Source organism: Mycobacterium sp. IEC1808 (genome assembly GCF_002101935.1).
In the GTDB taxonomy this organism is placed as follows: Bacteria; Actinomycetota; Actinomycetes; order Mycobacteriales; family Mycobacteriaceae; genus Mycobacterium.
This window is the reverse complement of record NZ_LQPV01000013.1, coordinates 24,130-44,607: the sequence shown is the minus strand read 5'-3', so window position 1 is coordinate 44,607 and position 20,478 is coordinate 24,130. Positions and strand designations below refer to the sequence as shown.

At 68.4% G+C, this 20,478-nt stretch carries 20 protein-coding genes and 1 pseudogene; 9 read left to right on the top strand and 12 right to left on the bottom strand.

All coding sequences use genetic code 11. The features are described from left to right. The first annotated feature begins 50 nt into the window (after nt 1–50). Nucleotides 51–1,172 (top strand): NmrA family NAD(P)-binding protein, encoded by a 1,122-nt coding sequence (locus AWB92_RS08375; RefSeq protein WP_158090369.1) that lies wholly within the window; start codon nt 51–53, stop codon nt 1,170–1,172. On the opposite strand, the gene AWB92_RS08370 is transcribed toward AWB92_RS08375, so the two are convergent. The 6 genes from AWB92_RS08370 to AWB92_RS08345 form a co-directional block, all read right to left on the bottom strand. Continuing rightward, nucleotides 1,143–1,646 (bottom strand): DinB family protein, encoded by a 504-nt coding sequence (locus AWB92_RS08370; RefSeq protein WP_085184951.1) that lies wholly within the window; start codon nt 1,644–1,646, stop codon nt 1,143–1,145. The genes AWB92_RS08375 and AWB92_RS08370 overlap by 30 nt on opposite strands. Before the next feature lie 81 nt (nt 1,647–1,727). Beyond that, complete coding sequence (locus AWB92_RS08365; RefSeq protein WP_085184910.1) at nt 1,728–2,147, bottom strand: hypothetical protein; 420 nt, start codon at nt 2,145–2,147, stop codon at nt 1,728–1,730. Between the two features lie 466 nt (nt 2,148–2,613). Next, the gene (locus AWB92_RS08360; protein WP_085184950.1) at nt 2,614–3,495 is read right to left on the bottom strand and encodes an alpha/beta hydrolase; all 882 of its coding nucleotides are present in this window, start codon (nt 3,493–3,495) and stop codon (nt 2,614–2,616) included. Nucleotides 3,496–3,500: 5 nt separating this feature from the next. Further along, on the bottom strand, nt 3,501–4,304 hold the full coding sequence (locus AWB92_RS08355) for a class I SAM-dependent methyltransferase (RefSeq protein ID WP_085184909.1): 804 nt from the start codon (nt 4,302–4,304) through the stop codon (nt 3,501–3,503). Next, a complete protein-coding gene (locus AWB92_RS08350) occupies nt 4,301–5,125 on the bottom strand; it encodes a class I SAM-dependent methyltransferase (protein ID WP_085184908.1) in 825 nt (274 codons plus the stop codon). The genes AWB92_RS08355 and AWB92_RS08350 overlap by 4 nt, the downstream gene beginning before the upstream one ends. 31 nt (nt 5,126–5,156) lie before the next feature. After that, nucleotides 5,157–6,701, bottom strand: coding sequence for an MFS transporter (locus AWB92_RS08345; RefSeq protein ID WP_085184907.1), 1,545 nt, complete (start codon nt 6,699–6,701; stop codon nt 5,157–5,159). Nucleotides 6,702–6,795: 94 nt separating this feature from the next. Between AWB92_RS08345 and AWB92_RS08340 the strand changes: the two genes are divergently transcribed. Both AWB92_RS08340 and AWB92_RS30435 read left to right on the top strand, forming a co-directional pair. After that, complete coding sequence (locus AWB92_RS08340; RefSeq protein WP_085184906.1) at nt 6,796–7,425, top strand: helix-turn-helix domain-containing protein; 630 nt, start codon at nt 6,796–6,798, stop codon at nt 7,423–7,425. A 107-nt stretch (nt 7,426–7,532) separates the two neighbouring features. Continuing rightward, nucleotides 7,533–8,066 (top strand): annotated as a pseudogene (locus AWB92_RS30435) (PPE family protein); the annotation flags it as partial. A 351-nt stretch (nt 8,067–8,417) separates the two neighbouring features. On the opposite strand, the gene AWB92_RS08330 reads toward AWB92_RS30435, so the two are convergent. Continuing rightward, nucleotides 8,418–9,521: a cytochrome P450 gene (locus AWB92_RS08330; protein ID WP_085184904.1), complete on the bottom strand. Its 1,104-nt coding sequence runs from the start codon at nt 9,519–9,521 to the stop codon at nt 8,418–8,420. 71 nt (nt 9,522–9,592) lie between these two features. On the opposite strand from AWB92_RS08330, the gene AWB92_RS08325 reads away from it, so the two are divergent. After that, nucleotides 9,593–10,201, top strand: coding sequence for a TetR/AcrR family transcriptional regulator (locus AWB92_RS08325; protein WP_068180912.1), 609 nt, complete (start codon nt 9,593–9,595; stop codon nt 10,199–10,201). Here the strand turns inward: AWB92_RS08325 and AWB92_RS08320 are convergent. Then, nucleotides 10,164–10,808: a TetR/AcrR family transcriptional regulator gene (locus tag AWB92_RS08320; RefSeq protein ID WP_085184903.1), complete on the bottom strand. Its 645-nt coding sequence runs from the start codon at nt 10,806–10,808 to the stop codon at nt 10,164–10,166. The genes AWB92_RS08325 and AWB92_RS08320 overlap by 38 nt on opposite strands. Nucleotides 10,809–10,868: 60 nt before the next feature. On the opposite strand from AWB92_RS08320, the gene AWB92_RS08315 reads away from it, so the two are divergent. After that, entirely contained in the window at nt 10,869–12,065 is a 1,197-nt protein-coding gene (locus AWB92_RS08315) for an acyl-CoA dehydrogenase family protein (protein WP_085184902.1), read from the top strand. Between the two features lie 7 nt (nt 12,066–12,072). On the opposite strand, the gene AWB92_RS08310 is transcribed toward AWB92_RS08315, so the two are convergent. Genes AWB92_RS08310 through AWB92_RS08300 form a run of 3 tightly spaced genes read right to left on the bottom strand, consistent with a single transcriptional unit; the run spans nt 12,073 to nt 14,326 of the window. Then, entirely contained in the window at nt 12,073–12,666 is a 594-nt protein-coding gene (locus tag AWB92_RS08310) for a TetR/AcrR family transcriptional regulator (protein WP_068180918.1), read from the bottom strand. 12 nt (nt 12,667–12,678) lie between these two features. After that, complete coding sequence (locus AWB92_RS08305; protein WP_085184901.1) at nt 12,679–13,515, bottom strand: SDR family oxidoreductase; 837 nt, start codon at nt 13,513–13,515, stop codon at nt 12,679–12,681. A gap of 13 nt (nt 13,516–13,528) precedes the next feature. Continuing rightward, entirely contained in the window at nt 13,529–14,326 is a 798-nt protein-coding gene (locus AWB92_RS08300; protein ID WP_085184900.1) for an SDR family NAD(P)-dependent oxidoreductase, read from the bottom strand. A 194-nt stretch (nt 14,327–14,520) separates the two neighbouring features. On the opposite strand from AWB92_RS08300, the gene AWB92_RS08295 reads away from it, so the two are divergent. Genes AWB92_RS08295 through guaA form a run of 4 tightly spaced genes read left to right on the top strand, consistent with a single transcriptional unit; the run spans nt 14,521 to nt 19,760 of the window. Beyond that, nucleotides 14,521–14,949 (top strand): MmpS family transport accessory protein, encoded by a 429-nt coding sequence (locus AWB92_RS08295; RefSeq protein ID WP_085184899.1) that lies wholly within the window; start codon nt 14,521–14,523, stop codon nt 14,947–14,949. Further along, on the top strand, nt 14,946–17,780 hold the full coding sequence (locus AWB92_RS08290; protein ID WP_277622284.1) for an MMPL family transporter: 2,835 nt from the start codon (nt 14,946–14,948) through the stop codon (nt 17,778–17,780). The genes AWB92_RS08295 and AWB92_RS08290 overlap by 4 nt, the downstream gene beginning before the upstream one ends. Next, nucleotides 17,777–18,154 carry an SRPBCC family protein gene (locus AWB92_RS08285; RefSeq protein ID WP_085184898.1) on the top strand — a complete coding sequence of 126 codons (378 nt, stop codon included), beginning with the start codon at nt 17,777–17,779 and terminating at the stop codon, nt 18,152–18,154. The genes AWB92_RS08290 and AWB92_RS08285 overlap by 4 nt, the downstream gene beginning before the upstream one ends. A 34-nt stretch (nt 18,155–18,188) precedes the next feature. After that, the gene (guaA, locus tag AWB92_RS08280) at nt 18,189–19,760 is read left to right on the top strand and encodes a glutamine-hydrolyzing GMP synthase (RefSeq protein WP_085184897.1); all 1,572 of its coding nucleotides are present in this window, start codon (nt 18,189–18,191) and stop codon (nt 19,758–19,760) included. Nucleotides 19,761–19,769: 9 nt separating this feature from the next. On the opposite strand, the gene AWB92_RS08275 is transcribed toward guaA, so the two are convergent. Next, nucleotides 19,770–20,387: a TetR/AcrR family transcriptional regulator gene (locus tag AWB92_RS08275; RefSeq protein ID WP_085184948.1), complete on the bottom strand. Its 618-nt coding sequence runs from the start codon at nt 20,385–20,387 to the stop codon at nt 19,770–19,772. Between the last annotated feature and the right edge of the window lie 91 nt (nt 20,388–20,478).

Here is a 20,478-nt window from a genome sequence, read left to right as displayed (position 1 = left end):
GCGAATGTAACCACCGGTCACATTTCGGTTCGAAAGGGAAGGAAAGTTCAATGACGAACACACGTGTGCTGGTCACCGGCGCGACGGGAAGGATAGGCGGCGCCGTGGTCGCCCAATTGCTGGAAAGGGGCGTGCCGACGCGGGCACTGGTGCGCCGCGACGACGCGCGCAGTGCCCGGTTGCGGACGTTGGGCGCCGAGGTCGTTGTGGCGGATATGCTTGACATTCAACAGGTTCGGGCCGCGGTCGAGGGTGTGGACCGGTTGTTCTTCAACCCTCCGTACCACCCGCACGCGCTCGACAGCGCGGTCAGCTTCGCCGTGGCCGCGCGAGACGCCGGCGTCGAGGCGGTGGTCGCGCTGGGCCAGTGGCTGGCCAGCCCCGAGCATCCGTCGCTGATGACGCGCCAGCACTGGTTGTCCGACAAGCTGTTTCGGCTGCTGCCGGACACCGCCCACGTCGCGGTGGATCCCGGCTTCTTCGCGGACAACTATTTCATGGCGCTGCCGGTTACCGTCCAACTCGGGGTGCTGCCGGCACCGAGCACCGGGGGACGACTCAACGCGCCCCCGTCCAACGAGGACATCGCCCGGGTCGCGGTGGGTGCATTGCTCGACCCGCATCGCCACGACGGTCGGGCCTACCGTCCGACCGGGCCAAAGCTGTTGTCCGGCAAAGAGGTCGCGGAGATAGTAGGTGACGCCATGGGGCGGCGGATCCGCCTCATGGAAATGCCCCCATGGATGTTCATGCGAGCGGTGCACGTGAACGCCAAGCGTCTCGGAGTCGACACGTACTTCGAGTCCGGGTTGCGCCACTACCTGCCCGAGACCGCGCTGGGAGTCTGGGAGGTGGGCGGCCCGACCACCCACGTGCGCGACGTCGCCGGGGTCGAACCCGAAGACTTCCCCACGATCGCCCGCCGATACATCGAGGCGGCGGACACCCGGCGCACCCCGGGAAAAGTGGTGCGCGAGATCGGGAATCTGATGCTGACCGGCCTGGTGCCCGCGCACCGGCTCGACCGCTTCGACAGGCGCCAGCAACATCCCCAGCCCGCCCGGCCCCGGTATTCGGCCGAGTCGGCCGTGTGGCAACGCGAGCACGCCCCGTCGGTTGACCCGGCCCGCTACCGGTACGGCCTAGGCAAGTTGGCGGTCGATGTCCAGTAGGTGGTGGCGCACCTCGTGCATCGTGTTGACGGCCACCCAGCGGAGCGTCCGCTGGGTGGGCCGCGGCCAGTTGTAGACGATGCGGAGCTCCCAGTCGGCGTCGTCGAGCCGGCGCAGGGTGTTCGCCAGCAGCCGCGCCGCGATCGTCAGCTCCTCGGCGACTTCGGCGGGGTCGCTTTCGGCGTACCCCTCGTGGGCGACGCGTTCGTCGCGGCCCATCGGCACGGCGGCGGGCACGTCGACGCGTCGGGCCAGCAGCACGCGCTCACGCTGCGTGATCAGTACGTCGCGGAGGTGGCAGGCGTACTCCAGCGGTGACCACAGCTGCGGCGCGGTCCGCCGCGAGAGGGTGGCCGGCTCGACGGTGGCGAGCAGCCGGGCCAATTCGGCGATGCCACCCCGGATCTCGTCACCGGCGCGCCCCGCGGCGGTCAGGTCGTATGCGAATCCGCACTCCTGGCAGCGTTGCACCAGCACAGCTTATGGACGGCGCTCGCGCCGAATGATGCGGATCCGTGTCGTTTGACCGCGGGTCCCGCGGGTGTCGCGCGCCTCCTACCGATCATTGATGCGCTGCCTGACAACGGCCTCACCCTCGGCCAGGGCCGACAAGCCTGAACGGGTGGCGCTCCACTTCTGATTGCTAATGCTTTCCCCCTGGCCGCTCAAGTAGACCAATTCGGCATGCTCGAGCACCTGCACGGCCTCCCGTAGGGCACCCTCCAAGCGCGGCGCCAGCGGGCTCCGCGGGGGCAGGGGTGCACCGGAAAGCAGCCATTCGGTGAGCTCGACGCAGCGGAGGCTTACCGGGTTACCGGGTAATGGCTTGGCATTCGGCGCTGCTCCATGTGGGCCGAACGCCGGCATGAGCTCTGCGGCCAGCTCCGCCGGTGACAGCGCCATCAGCCGCTCCGCCTCGAGCCCCGCGGCGCGGTTGACCTCATCCTTGGCCGCCTGGTCCTTATTGCCGAACATTGGCATGACCTCTCCCGTCGTAGAACAAGTATTGCCAATACGACGGGCCGGCATGGGCAGGAGCCGCCAGGTTCACACCGCCAGCGATCACCGCAGCCATCGCCAACCCCACGGATAGTCGCCTCATAGACCGCACACTATTCTCGTGTGGACAGGGGCGACTGGTAGATCCCGACGTCCGTTCATGGTTGGGTCCTTTCGCCGGTTGCCGGCCATCGCCCCGGCCCAGACGCGCGGCCGGCCTCACGGGCTCATTTGCGCCTGCGGGCCATCCTGTGGAAGCTCGGTGGCCTGCCCGAATACGACACACCTAGATTGGTCCCGTGCTAGGGGGACCGCGAATCGCCATGTGCTGGTCCACAATCGGTAGTGTCCGCCGCGAGGCCAGGCGCGCCGACTGGTGGTACACCACCTTAAACAAGCTGAAACCGGCTGGCGCATAGACGGTTTCGTCTTCGCTGGCCACTCAACATCGCCGCGCCTGTCGCACGATGCGGACCATCTCCGTGGGGCGTTCGAGGGCCGAGAAGTGGCCCGCGCCGCCTACCGTGACGGCCCCGACACCCAGTAGGCGGGCGACCTGGTCCCGCTCCGCGGGGCGCGACCAGTCGTGCTCGCTGTAGACCAGCGTGACCGGCGTCTTCACCTGCGGGTAGCGGTCTTTCGCGTTGATGAGCCCGGGAAGGACGCGCATGATGGCCCGATTCACCCGGGGGTAGCCCGGACGGCGGCCGCTGCGGCGCAGCTCGACGAGGAAGTCCTTCGGCAGCGCGCCGGAGTCGGCGAAGCCGCCGGCCAGCACGCCGCGCAGGATGAGGCGATTCTCGAGCGCGGCGAAGACCGGTCCGGAACCGGGCAGGCGCACGCCCGTCCCGATCACGCGGGCGAACCAGTTGCCGCGTTCGAGGCCACTGGGGTAGTCGTAGGGGTTGAAGGCGATCACGTTGCTCACCCGGTCGGTCAGCTCGATCGAGGCCAGCAGCGCGAGCGCGCCGCCCATCGATTCGCCGGCCAGCGTGACGTCGCGCAGGTCTAGAGCCCTGACGAATTCGACGACCGCGCCGCGCAATTCGGGCTCGCCGTATCGGGCGCCCAGTACGACGTCGGACCAGCCCATGCCGGGCAGGTCCAGCGCGTACACGGTGAAGTCGTCCCACAGCGCCGGCACCACTCGCTGGAAGTAGTCCAGCTGCGTGCGGACGGTGTGCAGCAGGACGAGCGGTGGGCCGGTTCCCGCCGTGAAGTAGCGCAACCGGGAGCCGTCCGATCGCCGGAGGAACCTGACCTCGCCGCGGCCGCCGCTCCACTCCAGCGTGTAGCGTTGTTCCGCAATCTCGTTGGGGGCCATCGTGGTCACCGTTCGCACAGCGCCTGGATGGCGCGCAGGCGCCCGTCGGCCAGTGCCCCAGTCAGGTTTTCGGCCTTTCGGCGGAAGTCGGTGACGAACGCATGCAGGCCCAGCGGGCCGTCGGGCTGGGCCAGGATGGCTTGCATGAGCGCGGCCGCCTGGTCGGTGAGGTCGTTCCACGCCGTGACGGTGAAACCCGCGGACTCGACCGCGGCGCGCAGCTCGTCGGGGGTCGCCAGGTGGCTGCGCGCGGGTTCGTCGGCCCAGGGCAGGGGATAGGTGAGCTCGCCGCCGCCGCCAATCGTGATGTCCCACAGGGCGAGTCGCCCGCCGTCCTTGAGCACCCGATGCGCCTCGGAGTACAGGCGCGCCTTGTCGGCCACGTTCATCTGGACGTGCTGGCTGATGGCGACGTCGAACGTGCCGTCGGCGAAGGGGAGTTCGGTGACGTCGGCCTGACGAACCGAGATCAGGTCGCCGAGTCCGACCAGCCCGTTGAGCCAGCGGTTGGTTTCGCAGTATTCGTCGGTGAGGTCCACCGCGGCGACCCGAGCGCCGAAGCGGTCGGCGACATAGCGCGCGGTGCCGCCGACGCCGCTGCCGGCGTCGAGGACGTCGCTGTCATTGGTGATGCCCGCCAGGTCGACCAGTTGGGCGGTGGCGATGCGGCCCATGGTGTGGAAGTCCTCCAGCATCGCCAGGTCGGCGGGCGCCAGGTGGTCGAGGTCCATTCCGGCGGAGCGCAGCGCGCGTTCGATGTTGTTGCGGGACAAGCCTGTCGAGTACTGGGCCTGGATTATGGAGTTCATTTCCGCACCTCTGCCCATGCGGTGATGATGGAAGGCATGGTGATCAGGGCGTCGGCCGCCAGCGCCTCCTCGCGGAAACGTGGCACGAACTCGCCGATGTCACCGAGATCATCCAGGCCGAAGCCACCTTGTTCGGCGATGGGCGAGACGAGCCGCCAGACTTCCGCGCCGTAGGCGAGGATGTCGACGTCGGCGGCGGTGCCGATCGGCGCGCCGATGGCCAACTGCGGCGCCCCCAGGCCGGCGTCGGCGAAGACCGTGTGCAGCGTGGTGCCGAACCGCGGGCTGAGGCCCATGGCCTCGAAGGCGCGGACGATGCCCGCGATCACCCGGCTGAACAGCGGCAGCTCCGGGACGCTGCGCGCCCGGGTGATGTCGATTTCGGCGAACGCGACCACGCCGCCGGGGCGCACCAGGGAGGTCAGGTGCCGCAGTGTGGCGGCCGGGTCGGGTAGGTGCATCAGGATCAGCCGGCCGATCACCGCGTCGACCGGTTCGTCCAGGGCGATCGAGTCGATAGAGGCCTGCGTGAAACGCACATTGGACAGGCCCTTTTCGGCGGCGCGGGTGTGGGCCAGTTCGACCATCGCGGGCGCGGCGTCGACGCCGAGGACGCTTCCGGTCGGGCCGACCAGCCGGGCGGCGACGAACGACACGTCGCCGGGCCCGCTGCCGATATCGAGCACCCGCATGCCCGGTCGCAGCCCGGCCAGCCGCAGCGCGTGTTCGGTGTAGCCGTCGTAGAGCCGTCCTTGCAGGAGCAGCCGCTGCACCTCTTCGTCGGTGTGCCCGAGGACATAGCTGCTTTCGGTTGTACTCATTGGTTTCGCGCCTTTCTGTGGTTGGGAGTTATTAGGCCCTGGCCAGTTCGGGGGACGGCGTCGCTTGGCGCGCGCGGGCGGGCAGGAGCCAGGCCACGACGATCGCGGAGCCCAGTGCGATGCCCGCGCACACCAGAGAGCTCACCTGCATGCCGTCGAGAAAGGCGCGATCGACTACGGCGCGGACGTGGCCCGCCTGTTGGATGGGCAGCCGTCCGATCACCGTGTGCGCCAACGCCATCGAGCGCCGCATCGCGTCGGCGGGCAGTCCGGTCAACGCGGCTGTGCCGAGACGTCCGGAGTACACCGACGCGAAGACGCTGCCCGCGATGGCCACGCCGAGGGTGCCGCCGAGTTCACGCGTGGTGTCGTTGACGGCCGAGCCGACGCCGGCCTTGTCGACCGACAGCGATCCCATGATGGCCTCGGTGGCCGGCGAAACGGTCAGGCCCAGGCCGCCGCCGAGCAGCAGCATCTGCAGGGCGATCTGGATGTAGGGCGTGGCGGCATCGGCCGTGGAGGCCCACGCCAGGCCGGCGGCGAACACGGTCAGGCCGCCGGCGACGACGGCGGTGGTGCCGATTCGTTCCACCAGCCGGGGCCCCAGGATGCTGGCCAACGCGATGGATGCGGCGACCGGGAGCAGCCGCACGCCGGCCTGAAACGCGGTGTAGTCCTTGATGAACTGGAAGTACTGCGTAATGACGAAGATGAACCCGAACAGGGTGAGGAAGCCGGCGGTGACGGCCAGGCTGCCGCCGGAGAACCGCCGGTTGGCGAACACCGAGACGTCCAGCATCGGGTGGGTGCTGCGCCGCTCCCACACCGCGAACGCGGCGAGAACGGCTGTCGCGAGGGCGAATCCGGCTGCGGTGCGGACGTTGGTCCATCCCCAGGTGGGCGCCTCGATGACGGTGTAGACCAGCGTCGTGATTCCTACCGCGGACAGGATCAGGCCGGGGACGTCGACGCGTGGCGCCGCGGGGTCGCGCGAGGTGGGGACGAACAGGATTCCCCCGACGATGGCCAGCGCCGCGATGGGGATGTTGACCATGAAGATCGAGCCCCACCAGAAGTGTTCGAGCAGCCAGCCGCCGCTGATCGGCCCGACGGCCACCCCCACGCCGACCATGGCCGCCCACAGTCCGATCGCCTTTGCGCGTGGGACCGGGTCGGTGAAGATGTTGGTGATCAGGCCCAGCGTGGTCGGAAAGATCACCGCGGCGCCGATGCCCATCGCGGCGCGCGCCGCGATCAGCGCGTCGGCCGAATTCACCTGCGCGGCAACGGCGGAGGTGACCGCGAACAGCGCGAGTCCGGAGTTGAGCCAGCCCCGCCTGCCGTAGCGGTCGGACAGGCTGCCGGCCGACAGCAGCAGCCCGGCCATGACCAGCGTGTAGGCGTCGACGATCCATTGCAGCTGGGCGGTGTCGGCGCCGAGTTCGCGCGACAGGGTGGGCAGGGCGACGTTGACGATGGTGGCATCGACGCTGATGACGAAGACGCCGAGGCAGATGACGGCGAGCGCGGCGATCGGGCGGTTTTTGAAGATCGGGAAGACGGGTTCGATACTCATGCACAAGACGCTAAAGCCATGAGATAGATAAATCAAGTAGCAAGTTGAAAAAGATGTCTGCCCGGGTTAGAGTGGACTCGTGGCGTCACGCAGGATGTACAACCAGAACTGCCCGATCGCGCGCGGACTCGACGTTCTCGGCGAGCGGTGGACGCTGCTGATTCTGCGCGAATTGGTCGGTGGACCCCGCCGCTACGGCGACCTGCGTGACGCGTTGCCCGGGATTGCGACCAATCTGCTCGCCGAGCGTCTCAAGGAAATGCAGGCGGCCGGGCTCGTCGACCGGACCGACCTGCCCGCCCCGATCGGGCGCACCGTGTACACCCTCAGCGACATGGGCTGGCAGCGTGCGCTGCCCGTCCTGCGGAGCGTCGCGTGGTTCGGGCTGGACCGGCTGGACCCGATCGGGGACGGCCCGGCGACGCCGTTGAACGGGTTCCTGGCCGGAATCCTGCTTGGCTTCGATTCGGCTGGCGCGGCGGGCCTGGAGGCGACGATCCGCATCGAAATCGACGGCCGTCGTTTCGAATTCGCCGTGACGCAGGGGCGGCTCGCCGGCGCTCGTGGCGAGCCTTCGGTGAAGATCACCGCGAGCGCCGCGGACCTGGTCACCGCGCGCCTCGGCGCCAGCGAGGCCAAGCGGCGGGCGGCGCTGCGGCGCATCGAGTTCGATGGCGACCCCGAGGCCGTCGACGCCGTGCGCCGGGCGTTCGCGCTCCTCTAGACCCACTTTTCCGAAATCGTGGATTTTCGGCTCACCCTGCAATACAGTCGTATCGCCTTGGGGTTGTTTTGCCCTGGCACACATGTCCATACGAAGGGACGGCTGTGATGAGTTTTGCGGTGCTGCCGCCAGAGGTGACGTCCGCGCAGATGTATACCGGTGCCGGCTCGGGGCCGATGCTGGCCGCCGCGGCGAGCTGGGCCGGGTTGGGCGACGAGTTGGGGTCGGCGGCGGAGTCGTTCTCCTCGGTGACCTCGGGCCTGGCGGACGGGCCCTGGCAGGGTCCGGCGTCGGCGGCCATGGCGGGCGTGGCCGCCCAGTATGCGCAGTGGCTCAACGCATCGGCGGCTCAGGCCGCCGGAGCTGCCGCGCAGGCCAATGCGACCGCCGAGATCTTCGAGGCGGCCAAGGCGGCGATCACCCACCCGGCGGCCGTCACCGGCAACCGCCTGCAGCTGCTGTCGCTGGTGCGCTCCAACCCGTTCGGGTTCAACGCCCCGGCGATCGCGGCCACGGAGGGCGCGTACGAGGAGATGTGGGCCCAAAACGTCGCCGCGCTGTCGGGCTATCACGGCGCGGCCTCGGCGGTGGTCGCCCAACTGGCGCCCTGGCAGCAATTGCCGTCGGCCCAGGCGACTCCGGCGGAGAATCTGGGTACCCTTTTCGCCGGGTACCCCGTCGCGAAGGTCGTCACAAAAATCCAGGCCACGGTGGCTGACGAGCTGGCATACGCCGCGGGCCAAACCGCGCTCCGGGCCGACCTCCAGCAATTGAACAACAATCTTGTTCGTCCCCTCTTGTCGATGGCCGTACCACCACCCGTGCAAAGCGTCGAACGCAGCGTGGAAGAGGGCGCCGACGCACTGGCTAGGCTGGGCAGGGCGCTTGAAGCCGAAGCCGCAGCCGACGCCGTTTCGATCGTCACTACCGGAGCCTTACCGGCGCCGCCTGCTCCGCCTCCGCCGACCAGTCCGCTCCCGCCGTAGCAATCCTCACCAGGACACCGGAAGTTCGGCGAGACCGCCGGCCAGCACGTCACCGCGCGTCGGCAGTGTCTCGGGATCGACGGTCAGGCGCATCGACGGGAATCGCGGAATCAGTTGTCCGAAAATGGTTTTCAGCTCGATGCGGGCTAGCGGGGCTCCGATGCAGTAGCGGGCGCCGTGCCCGAACGTCAGGTGGGCGGTCTCCTTGCGGGCGACGTCGACACACTGCGGGTCGGGGAAGGCCGTGGGGTCGTGGTTGGCGGCGTTGATGTCCAGCAGCACCAGGTCCCCGGCGTGGATGGTGACGCCGTCGATGTCGAAATCGGTGCGCGCGTAGCGCGGAACTCCGCCCACACCGCCGCCACCCGACGTCGCCCGCAGCAGCTCCTCGACGGCGTGCGGGATCAGCGCGGGATCGTCGACGAGCGCCCGCCATTGATCGCGATTCGTCAGCAACAGCATTGCGCCCAGCCCGATTTGGACCACCGTGGTCTCGTGCCCGGCGAACAGCAGGAACATCGACATCGTGGCGGCCTCCTCGTCGGAGACCCCGTCGGTGGCGCACAGCCGCGACATCACGTCGTCGCCGGGATGGGCGCGCTTACGCTCGACCATCCGGCGGCCGTAATCGAACAGCTCGGCCAGCCCGCGCTCGGAGCGGGCGTGATCGCGCACGTTGCCGGCGTCCTCCGCCCAGGCCCGGAACTGCTCACGGTCGGCGTAAGGCACCCCGAGCAGCTCGCAGATCACCAGGATGGGCAGCGGCAGCGCGAGGCGCGCGTGCAGGTCGGCCGGGGGCCCCTGCGCCGCAAGTTCGTCCAGCAGGCCGGCGGTGAGCGCCGCGACCCTGGGTTCCAGCGACCGCAGGTGCCGCGGTGAGAAGTGGGGCTGCAGCAGTGCGCGCATCCGCGAGTGATCGGCCTCCTCGGTGTCGAAGTCGCCCAGCGGCCGACCGAACAGCGCGGATTCCCCCGTGCGAGAGGCGGTTTCGGGGTTCCGATGCGAGCGACCGAGGCGATCGTCGTCGAGCAGCCGCCGCACCTGCGCGTAGTCGGTGACCAGCCAGGCCTCGTGGCCGACCGGCGTGCGCACCGCATGAATCGCTGTCATGGCGCCACCTTGTATACGGCAAGTTATACAAGATTACTTGTACACTCTCCTCTAGACAAGAGGAGTCTGAGATGACGGTGGTCCGGTCCGAGTCGACCCGGCGGATGCCCCGCGCCCAGCGGCGGGAACAGATACTCGATGCCGCCACGCGCGCCTTCGCCCGCGGCGGCTTCGCGAACACGGGACTCGACGCCATCGCCGCGGAAGCCGGTGTCACCCCGGTGATCCTGTACCGGCACTTCGCCTCCAAGGCCGACCTGTACCGGGAGGTCATCGAAGGCGGTCACGCGCGCCTTCGCGAAGCCACCGGCCCCGACGACTTCGACGACGCCAGCATCCCCGCGCTAATCCGCGCCGCCGCAGCCGATCCCGACACCTTCCGGCTGCTCTATCGCCATGCCGCACGCGAAGCCGACTTCCGCGACATCATCGACACCCTCGTCGAGCGTTCGGCCGAGATCACCCGCCGCCACCTCGAGGGCATCGCCGACGAAGGTTGGCGCAACTGGGCGGCGCGGCTGCTGCCCACAATGACGATCGACGCCGTCATCGCCTGGCTCGACGCCGGTCAGCCCGACCCCGATCAAGCCGCCGCCCGAATCCGCAGCGTTGTCGACGCCGTGATCCAGGCCGCGTCGGGCGCTAGTCGAGCAGGGCGTCGATCCACGCCTGGGCGATGAACTTGCCGTAGCGGGTGGCCGACCAACCACGTTCGAGCACGAGAAGCTCGTAGAGCTCGGGCGCGTGGTAGGTCCACAGGATGTCGCGCGCCTGCGTGGCGCTGACCCGAAGCTGTCCGGTGCCGGCGAGGCCGGCGGCGAACATCGTCATGGCCGTGAGGGTTTCGTGCCGGATCTGCTTCCAGACCTCCGCGGCGTCGGCCGACGAAGCGGCGCCATCGCGGGCCAGCAGCTGGACCGGGGCGCTGCGCGGCATGGTGGCGGCCAGGTGCTTGGCGTAGAGCTCGAGCTTGCGGGCGGCGTCCGGGGCGTCGCGCACCTTCTGGATGACGTCGCGCTCGGCCATCGGGATCGGTTCGTCGTCGCCCGCGACGGACACGTCGAAGAGCGCCTTGAGCACGCCCGCCTTGGTCGCGAATGCTTTGTACACCGTCTCGACCGACACGCCGGCGTCCCGCGCGATCTCCGCGATGGTCGTCGCGGCATAGCCCTGCGCCAGGAAGCGTTGGCGGGCTGACGTGAGCACGGCGCGCCGATTCTGTTGGGCCTGTTGGCGTCGACGGCTCGAGTCGTAGCGGCGCGGGGGCTGGCTCTTGACAGATCCCATATTTCAGTACATGCTCCTGTATCTATTACAAATTACTGTATCAGAAAAAGGGGAGCCGACATGACAACCGCGACACGCGCCGCCACTTTGGCCGACGGCGACCATCCCACGGCGGTAGCACGCGCCCTGGCAACGGAGATCACGCGGGCCGCCGACGACGCCGAGGCGCTCGGCACGCTGCCGATCGAGCTGGTGGCGTTGCTGCGTGCGGCCGGCGTCTTCCGGGCGGTGCAACCGCGCGCGCTCGGCGGATTCGAAGTGGCCCCGGTCGACTACATCGAGATGATCGAGGAGTTGGCGCGCGCCGACGGGTCGACGGGCTGGATCGCGGCCATCGGTGCGGGCGCGCCGGCGTTCACCGCCTGGCTCGAGCCGGACGTCGCCGAAGACCTGTTCGGCGCGAACGCCGACTTCCTGGCGGCCACCGTGTTTTCCCCCACCGGGAGGGCCGTCCCCGACGGCGGGGGCCGGTTCGCCGTCGACGGCCGATGGCCGTTCGCGAGCGGATGCCGCCACGCCGAGTGGTTACTGACGGGGATGTTCGTATTCGACGACGGTCAGGCGCCGCGCATGATTCCGGGACAGGGCCCGGACTGGCGCCTCGGGTTCTTCCCCCGCGCCGAGACCGAAATCGTCGACAACTGGGACGTTTTGGGGTTGTGCGGCACCGGTAGCAACGACGTGGTGGCCCGGGGCCTGAGCATCGCCGAGGAACACACCATCGCCCCGTTCTTCGGGCCGGCCCGGCATGACGGGCCGCTGTGGCGGCTGCCGTTCTTCACGATGGTGGGGGTGGCCCTCGTCGGCGTCCCGCTCGGGATCGCGCGGCGCGCCCTCGACGAATTCGCCGACCTGGCGCCCACGAAGACCCGTGCCGGCACGTTCGAGCCGCTCGCCGCGGACCCCGTCGCGCAGGTCGAGTTTGCCGGTGCCGAGGCGGGTTTGCGGTCGGCGCGGGCGTTCGTTCTCGACGAGGCCGGCTCCCTCTGGGACACCGCCCTCGCCGGGGACGCGCCGTCGCTGAAGCAGCGCGCTCGTTTCCAGCTCGCCGCCCAGCAGGCGATGCGCGCGGCGCGCCAAGCGGTCGACACGACGTTCGGCCTGACCGGTGCGGGTGCGGTGCACGCCGCCCATCCGCTGCAACGATGCTTCCGGGATCTGCACACCGTCGGCCAGCACGTGTACTTCAGCCCGGCCGCGCTGAAGCGCTACGCCAACACCCACTTCGGCATCGCCCAGCCGACACACCTGATGTGACACCGACCTACAGGGCGTTGATCCACTTTTCCATCCGCCGGGCCTGGTGCGCCATCAGCTCGGGTTGAGCCAGCGCGTTGGTCAGCACCGCGCTGCCCTCGTAGGCGATGACGAGCTCGCGCGCCAGGTCGCGCGCGTCGCGGCGGCCCATGGCGTGGAATTGCTGCTCGGCCCAGTCCAGCAGGGTTTGCATCAACGGGGCGGTCAGTGCAGGTGATCGGCCAGGTTGGTTCGCCAGCTCGGTGCACAGGGTCCCCAAGGCGCAGCCGTGGTCGGCGATAGCCTCGCTCGATTCGGCCAGCATCCCGACCAGCGCCTTGAGCCGGGCCTTGGGGCTCCCGTACTTGCGCTGCAGGGCCGCGGTCGCGGCCCGGATTTCCTCGGTGCGCGCCTCGACGACGGCGGCCACGATGTCGTCTTTGGTCTTGAAGTAGTAGTACATGTTGCCCAGCGGGACCTCGGCGGCCTCGGCGATGTGCGCGAGCGTGGTGCCCGCGATGCCCTGCCGGTAGAACAGGTCGCAGGCGGCGGCGATCAGTCGCTCGCGCTTGCCGGGCGGCGGCGCCAAGGGGGCCTCGCCGGCGTCGGTTAAGTCAGCCATATCACTCACGGACTATAGACGGCACGCGGCCATGCTCAGGTTCCACAGCAGGTCCCTGTTTTCCGGGGTGTTGTAGGCGCTCTTGACGTTTTTCGGCGCGGCGTTGGCGAAGTACTGGCCGGAGGCCGCCGCCGCGTCCGGCGAGGTGGCGAGGAACAGCGAGGTGGCGGCGCCCTGCTGCGGCGACCGGGAAAACGGCAGCGCCGCAAAGGAGATCGCGCGGAAGACCCCTTGGGCTTCGCGCATCATCGGGGTTCGGACGATTCCGGGGTGCGCGGCGTTGGCGGTGACGCGGGTCGGACGGAGTCGATGCGCCAATTCGATGGTGAAGAGCAGCACGCACAGCTTGGACGCGGCATACGTGCGGATCGTCGAGAAACGGCGTTCGCTCTGCAGGTTGTCCGGTTCGAACTTGCCGGCGCGGTAGACGCTCGAGCTGAGGTTGACGACCCTGCCCTGCGGGCTTTTTTCCAATTCGTTGAGCAGCAATTGGGTGAGATAGAACTGCGCCAGGTAGTTGACCTGAAACGTCGTCTCGTACCCGTCGGCGGTCAGCACGCGTTGCGGCATGATGACGCCGGCGTTGTTGATCAGCACGTCCAGTCGCGGGTAGCGGGCCCTAAACGCCTCGGCCAACCGGTGCAGCTGCGCGAGCGACCTGAGGTCGGCGGTGAGGTAAGCGACGTCGCGGTTGCCGGTCACCGCGACGATTTCGCTTGCGACGCTTGCCGCCTTCGCCTCGTTGCGCGCGGCCAGCACCACGCAGTAGCCGGTGCGGGCGAGCTCGGTCGCGGTGACCTTGCCGATGCCGTCGGTGGCTCCGGTGATGAGGCAGATGGGTCTGTCCATGTATTTCGAGCGCCTATTTGGACTCGGCCAGAGTGGGCCGCAACAACATCCGCGACATCACCGAGCGGGTGATGGCCGCCGGCACCAGCGCGGCGGTCACCCGGTTGATTCGTCCCGGTATGCAGTTGGCGCGATTGCGCTCGAGGGCGCGCAGCGCCTCACGGGCGCAAACGTCCGGCGCCATGGGCGATATCGGCATCTTGTCGGGGTCGAGGCCCAGGTCGCCCAGCGCCGGCGTGCGGGTGGGCCCCGGGTGCAGCACCGTCACGTGCACGCCCCGCTTGGCCAGTTCGCCGTGCAGGCCGACGCCGAGGCTGGTGATGTAGGCCTTGGTCGCCGCGGTGTGCGCCATGTAGGGCACGCCGTGCACCGCTCCGAGCGCCGAGACCAGCAGGATGCCGCCGCGGCCGCGCCGCGTCAGCCGTTCACCGAAGTGGTGCGTCAAGCCCAGGTGTGCGGCGGTGTTCAGCCGCAGGATCGCGCGCTGGGCCTGCAGGTCGGAGCCCACGAGGGGGCCGGGCAGGGCCGTGCCGGCATTGGAGACCAGCAGCCCGACGTCGATGTCGTTGGTGGCCTCGGCGATTGGGGTCAGCGAGCCCGGGTCGGACAGGTCGACGCCGACGGCCCGGTAGTCGACGCCGTAGCCCCGGCTCAGTCCTTCCCCCAGCTCCTGCAGCACGGCCAGGCGCCGCGCGACCAGGACCACGTTGATGCCCGAATCGGCGATCTGGTGGGCGAATTCGCGCCCGATTCCCGACGACGCTCCCGTCACGACCGCCCACGGGCCGAATCGATCTGCACTGATGCTCATGCGTGCGAACCTCCGTATCAAGTTAGTTGCCCAACTTAACACCGGGGCCGACTGGTCGGCAAGCGCGTGAGAGCAGGTTGCGGATTATTGGGCAGTAAGCCTTTGAAAAATCCACACTATCTTGCGTCGTCGCTATCGCAGTGGTTAGCGTGTTTGTTAGTTGACTAACCAACTCTGGCTGGACAGGGGTGAGGATGAGTGTCGTCAAACGCGCGTGGATTCCGCTGGTCGTCGTGGTCCTGGTCGGCGTCGCCGGTTTCGCCGTCTACCGGCTACATGGCGTCTTCGGCGCGCGGGGCGGCACGTCGGCCGTCGGCGCGCGCTCCGATGACATCAAGCCCTTCAACCCGAAGCACGTGACCCTGGAGGTCTTTGGGCAGGAGGGGACCGTGGCGGACATCAACTATCTCGACGTCGACGCCGCACCGCAGCGGGTCGACGGCATGCCGCTGCCGTGGACGTACAGCGTGGCCACGACCGCTCCGGCGGTCAGCGTGAATGTTGTGGCCCAGGGCGACGGTGACGTCATCGGCTGCCGAATCACGGTGAACGGCGACATCAAGGCCCAGCGAACGGCATCGGGGATCCACCCGCAAACCTATTGCCTGGTGAAGTCCGCGTGATCGCGCGAACGGTCCGCCGGCTGTCGGTGCCCATCCTGCTTTTCTGGCTCGGGCTGGCCGCGGTCACCAATGTCTTTGTACCGCAACTGGAAGCGGTAGGGGAAGCGCACGCCGTTTCGATGAGCCCCGACGACGCCCCGGCGATACAGGCGATGAAGCGTATCGGCCAGGTGTTCGGAGAATTCGACTCCGACAGCGCGGTCATGGTCGTGCTGGAAGGCCAGGCACCGCTGGGCGACGCGGCGCACCGCTTTTACGACGAACTGATGCGCAGGCTCGCCCGCGACCACAAGCATGTCGAGCACATCCAAGACTTCTGGGGCGATCCGCTCACCGCGGCCGGGTCGCAGAGCGCCGACGGCAAGGCCGCCTACGTTCAGGTTTTCCTCGCGGGCCACCAGGGCGAGACACTGGCCAACGAGTCCGTTGACGCCGTCCGGGGAATCGTGTCAAGTGCGCTGGCGCCCAAAGGGGTCCGGGCATACGTCGCCGGCCCGGCGGCCGTGACCACCGATCAGCTCGAGTTCGGCAACAAGAGCGCCCGCAAGGTGATGGGCGTGACGGTCGGGGTCATCGTGCTGATGCTGCTGATCGTGTACCGCTCCGTGGTCACCGTCCTGCTGACCCTGCTGATGGTCTTCATCGAGCTGCCCGCCGTGCAAGGAGTGATCGCATTTCTCGGAAACCACGGGTTCATCGGGCTTTCCACCTTCGCGGTCCAGATCCTTCCGGTCCTCGCCATCGCCGCGGGCACCGATTACGCGATATTCATCGTGGGCCGATATCAGGAGGCTCGGCAGGCCGGCCAGGACCGAGAGACCGCCTACTACACCATGTTTGGCGGCAGCGCCCACGTGGTCCTCGGCTCGGGCCTGACCATCGCCGGCGCGATGTTCTGCCTCAGCTTCACCACGCTGCCCTACTTCCAGACCCTGGGCGCGCCGTGCGCGATCGGGATGTTCACCATGGTGGCGGGCGCGCTCACGCTCGGCCCGGCCATCGTCACGCTAGGCAGCCGGTTCGGCCTGTTCGATCCCAAACGGAAAATCAAGACGCGCGGGTGGCGGCGGGTGGGAACCGCCGTCGTCCGGTGGCCCGCACCGATACTCGCGGCGGCGTCGGCGACCGCGCTCGTCGGGCTGCTCGCCCTGCCGTCGTTCACGACGAGTTACAACGACCGCAATTACCTACCGCGGATCACCCCGTCCAACATCGGGTACGCCGCGGCCGAGCGGCACTTTTCGCCCGCCCGGTTGAACCCCGACCTGCTGCTGGTGGAGGCCGACCACGACATGCGCAATCCCGCCGACATGCTCGTGCTGGACCGGCTGGCCAAGGGCGTGTTCGGGGCCGACGGCGTCGCCCGCGTTCAATCCATCACCCGTCCGTTGGGCGCCCCAATCACGCACACCTCCATCCCATTTCAGATCAGCATGCAGGGCACCACGCTGACCGAGAACATGAAGTATTTGCATGACCGCATGGCCGACATGCGGGCGATCGCCGACCAGATGACCGGCGTCATCGACACCATGCAACGCATGCTCGCCATGATGCGCGAGCTCGCCGCCACCACACACGACGTCGCCGGCCGGACGAAGCGGATCGTCGACGACACGACCGAAGTGCGCGACCGCATCGCCGATTTCGACGACTTCTTCCGCCCGCTGCGTGGCTACTTCCACTGGGAGCAACACTGTTTCGACATCCCCGTCTGCTGGGCGCTGCGATCGGCATTCGATGCGCTCGACGGCGTCGACACGCTCACCGACGACCTGGGTGGTCTGGTCAAGGACACCGACCGGCTGGACAGCCTGATGCCGCAGCTGATTTCGCTGCTGCCGCCGATCATCGACGCGACGACGACCATGCGCACCATGACCATGACGATGTACAGCACGTTCGCGGGCCTGCTGGACCAGATGGACGCGGCGCAGCAGAACGCCTCCGCGATGGGGAAGGCCTTCGACACGGCCAAGAACGACGACTCGTTCTACCTGCCGCCGGAGGTCTTCGACAACCCCGACTTCAAACGGGGCCTGGCGATGTTCCTCTCGCCGGACGGCAAGGCCGCGCGACTGATCATCACCCACGACGGGGATCCCGCTACCCCCGAAGGCGTCTCGCGCGTCGACGCCATCAAGAAGGCCGCGCGTCACGCCCTCAAGGGGACGCCCTTGGAAGACGCCAGGATCTATCTGGGTGGCACCGCCGCGACGTACAAGGACATGAGCGACGCGGCCAAGTACGACCTGCTGATCGCGGGAATCGCCGCGGCCTGCCTGATCTTCATCATCATGCTGGTCATCACCGGCAGCGTCGTCGCGGCCCTGGTCATCATCGGGACCGTGGTGCTGTCGCTGGGATCGTCGTTCGGGCTGTCGGTGCTGGTGTGGCAAGACATCCTCGGTATTCCGTTGCACTGGTTGGTCATAGCGATGGCGCTGATCGTGTTGCTGGCCGTGGGATCGGACTACAACCTGTTGCTCGTCTCGCGGTTCAAAGAGGAAATCGGCGCCGGAATCAAGACCGGAATCATCCGCGCGATGGGCGGAACCGGGGCGGTGGTGACCTCCGCGGGCCTGGTGTTCGCCTTCACCATGGCGTCCTTCGTGTTCAGCGACCTGCAGATGATCGGTCAGTTCGGGACGATCGTCGGCATCGGCCTGCTTTTCGACACGCTGATAGTGCGGTCGCTGATGACACCGTCGATCGCCGCCCTACTCGGGCGGTGGTTCTGGTGGCCCCGGCGGGTGGGTCCCCGCCCTCGCGCGCGGGGGCCCCGTCGCACCCTGTCGACCCCAGCCGCCATCGAAAGCGTGCGCGCATGACCCTCCGCCGCACCAGACACCAGAAGCTGTCCGAGTCGATCCGCATCGCCGCGCCGCCCGACCAGGTGTGGGAACTGATCACCACCGTCGCCGGCATCGCGGACTGGTATGACGCCTGGGACGCGGTGGAGCACTCCGCCGACGAGAAACGACTCCAGGTCGGCACGTCGTTTCGACTGATCCGCCGCCGCAACGGCCGCGACGACACCGCCCTGTGCCGCGTGACCTCGATGCACCCGGGCCGCCGGTTGTGCTGGGTGCAGTACGCCCCCCACCTGCCCGCCATGTCGGTCGAGTTCCAGTTGGCTGCCGAAACCGACGCGGGCACGCTGCTGAGGCACACCAGGAGCTGGCTCGAGCCCGGTGATCGTTGATGCCACTTGGCTGGCTGCCACTAAGCTGGCAGCCGTGGAAACCCCCTCGCCCCGGCCCGTGCTGGTCGTCGACTTCGGCGCGCAGTACGCGCAGTTGATCGCGCGCCGGGTCCGCGAGGCGCGGGTGTTTTCCGAGGTCATCCCGCACACCGCCACGGTCGAGGAGATCAAGGACCGGGACCCGGCGGCGATCGTACTGTCCGGTGGACCGGCCAGCGTCTACGCCGAGGGGGCCCCGCAGCTCGACCCGGCGCTGTTCGACCTCGGGCTGCCGGTGTTCGGCATCTGCTACGGCTTTCAGGCCATGGCGCAGGCGCTGGGCGGGACCGTCGCGCACACCGGCACCAGCGAGTACGGCCGCACCGAGCTGAAAGTGGTTGGCGGCGAACTGCATTCGGGCCTGCCCGATGTCCAGCCGGTCTGGATGAGCCACGGCGACGCGGTCACCGCGGCGCCGGACGGGTTCGACGTGGTGGCCAGCAGCGCGGGCGCCGCGGTGGCCGCCTTCGAGAATCGGGGCCGGCGCCTGGCCGGCGTGCAGTACCACCCGGAAGTGATGCACACCCCGCACGGGCAGCAGGTGCTCAGCCGGTTCCTGCACGACTTCGCCGGACTCGGCGCGGATTGGACGCCGGCCAACATCGCCGATGCGCTCGTCGAGCAGGTGCGCGCTCAGATCGGAGACGGCCACGCCATCTGTGGGCTGTCCGGCGGGGTGGATTCGGCGGTGGCCGCGGCGCTGGTGCAGCGCGCCATCGGTGACCGATTGACCTGTGTGTTCGTCGACCACGGGTTGCTGCGCGCCGGCGAGCGCGATCAGGTGCAGCGCGATTTCGTGGCCGCCACCGGCGCCAACCTGGTCACCGTCGACGCCGCCGACACCTTCCTGCAGGCGCTGTCGGGCGTGACCAACCCCGAAGGCAAGCGCAAGATCATCGGCCGCCAGTTCATCCGGGCGTTCGAGGGCGCGGTGCGAGAGATTGTGCAAGAAGAGGGGGCGGAGAGCGGGTCTGAGGTCGAGTTCCTGGTCCAGGGCACGCTGTATCCCGACGTGGTGGAGTCCGGTGGGGGCAGCGGTACCGCGAACATCAAGAGCCACCACAACGTCGGCGGCCTGCCCGACGACCTGAAGTTCAAGCTCGTCGAGCCGTTGCGGCTGCTGTTCAAGGACGAGGTGCGCGCGGTCGGGCGCGAGCTCGGCCTGCCGGAGGAAATCGTTGCGCGCCAACCATTTCCGGGGCCGGGCCTGGGCATCCGGATCGTCGGCGAGGTCACCGCGGCGCGGCTGGACACGCTGCGGCGCGCCGACTCTATCGCGCGTGAGGAGCTCACCGCCGCCGGCCTGGACAAGCAGATCTGGCAGTGCCCGGTGGTGTTGCTGGGCGACGTCCGCTCGGTCGGCGTGCAGGGCGACAACCGGACCTACGGCCACCCGATCGTGCTGCGGCCGGTGTCCAGCGAGGACGCCATGACCGCCGACTGGACCCGGGTGCCCTACGAGGTGCTGGAGCGCATCTCGACCCGGATCACCAACGAGGTGGCCGAGGTCAACCGGGTGGTGCTGGACATCACCAGCAAGCCGCCCGGCACCATCGAGTGGGAATAGCTCGGCGGTTTATGCCCGCGGGTCCGTTGTGAGGCCCGGCCAGGCGGCCATCGCGGCCGCGACTGCACCCATGAGCGCTTTGCGGGAGGCGCCGTCGCCCGCGCGCACGGCCAGGCCGTGAATCACGGTGGCGTAGAACGACGCGATGGTGTCGATGTCGGTCGATGCCGCTAGTTCACCCTCGTCGACCGCGCGGGCGAGCCGCGCCCTGATGACTTTCGGGGTCTGCCGACGGATGGCCTGCAGGTAGTCCTGCGCCCCGCTATTGGCCGGCGTGCAATTCGTCGCACCCAGCACCAGCAAGCATCCGCGGGGTTGCCCTGAGCGGCTGAAGGATTCAGCGGTGAGTCGCAGCATCTCGTGCAGGGCTTCGCGAGCGGTCGGAGTTTCCTGCAATGCGGCCAGCGCAGGCGCGCCGACTGTCTGCTGGTAGGCATCGACGGCTTGACGAAACAGGGCTTCTTTGGACCCGAACGCGTGGTACAGGCTGGTCGCGCTGATATCGCCCATTGCAGCTTGCAGGTCCTCCAGGGTGGTGCCCTCGTAGCCGCGTTCCCAGAACAACATCATCGCGCTGTGCAGCGCCTCGTCGCGGTCGAATCCCGGCGGTCGTCCCCTTTTCGCCATGCCCTCCTCCATTTCTGTAGTTCATACTACATAAACTCTTGACAGGGTCGCTTTCGGCCCACCACTATTTCTGTAGGAAGGACTACAAAAT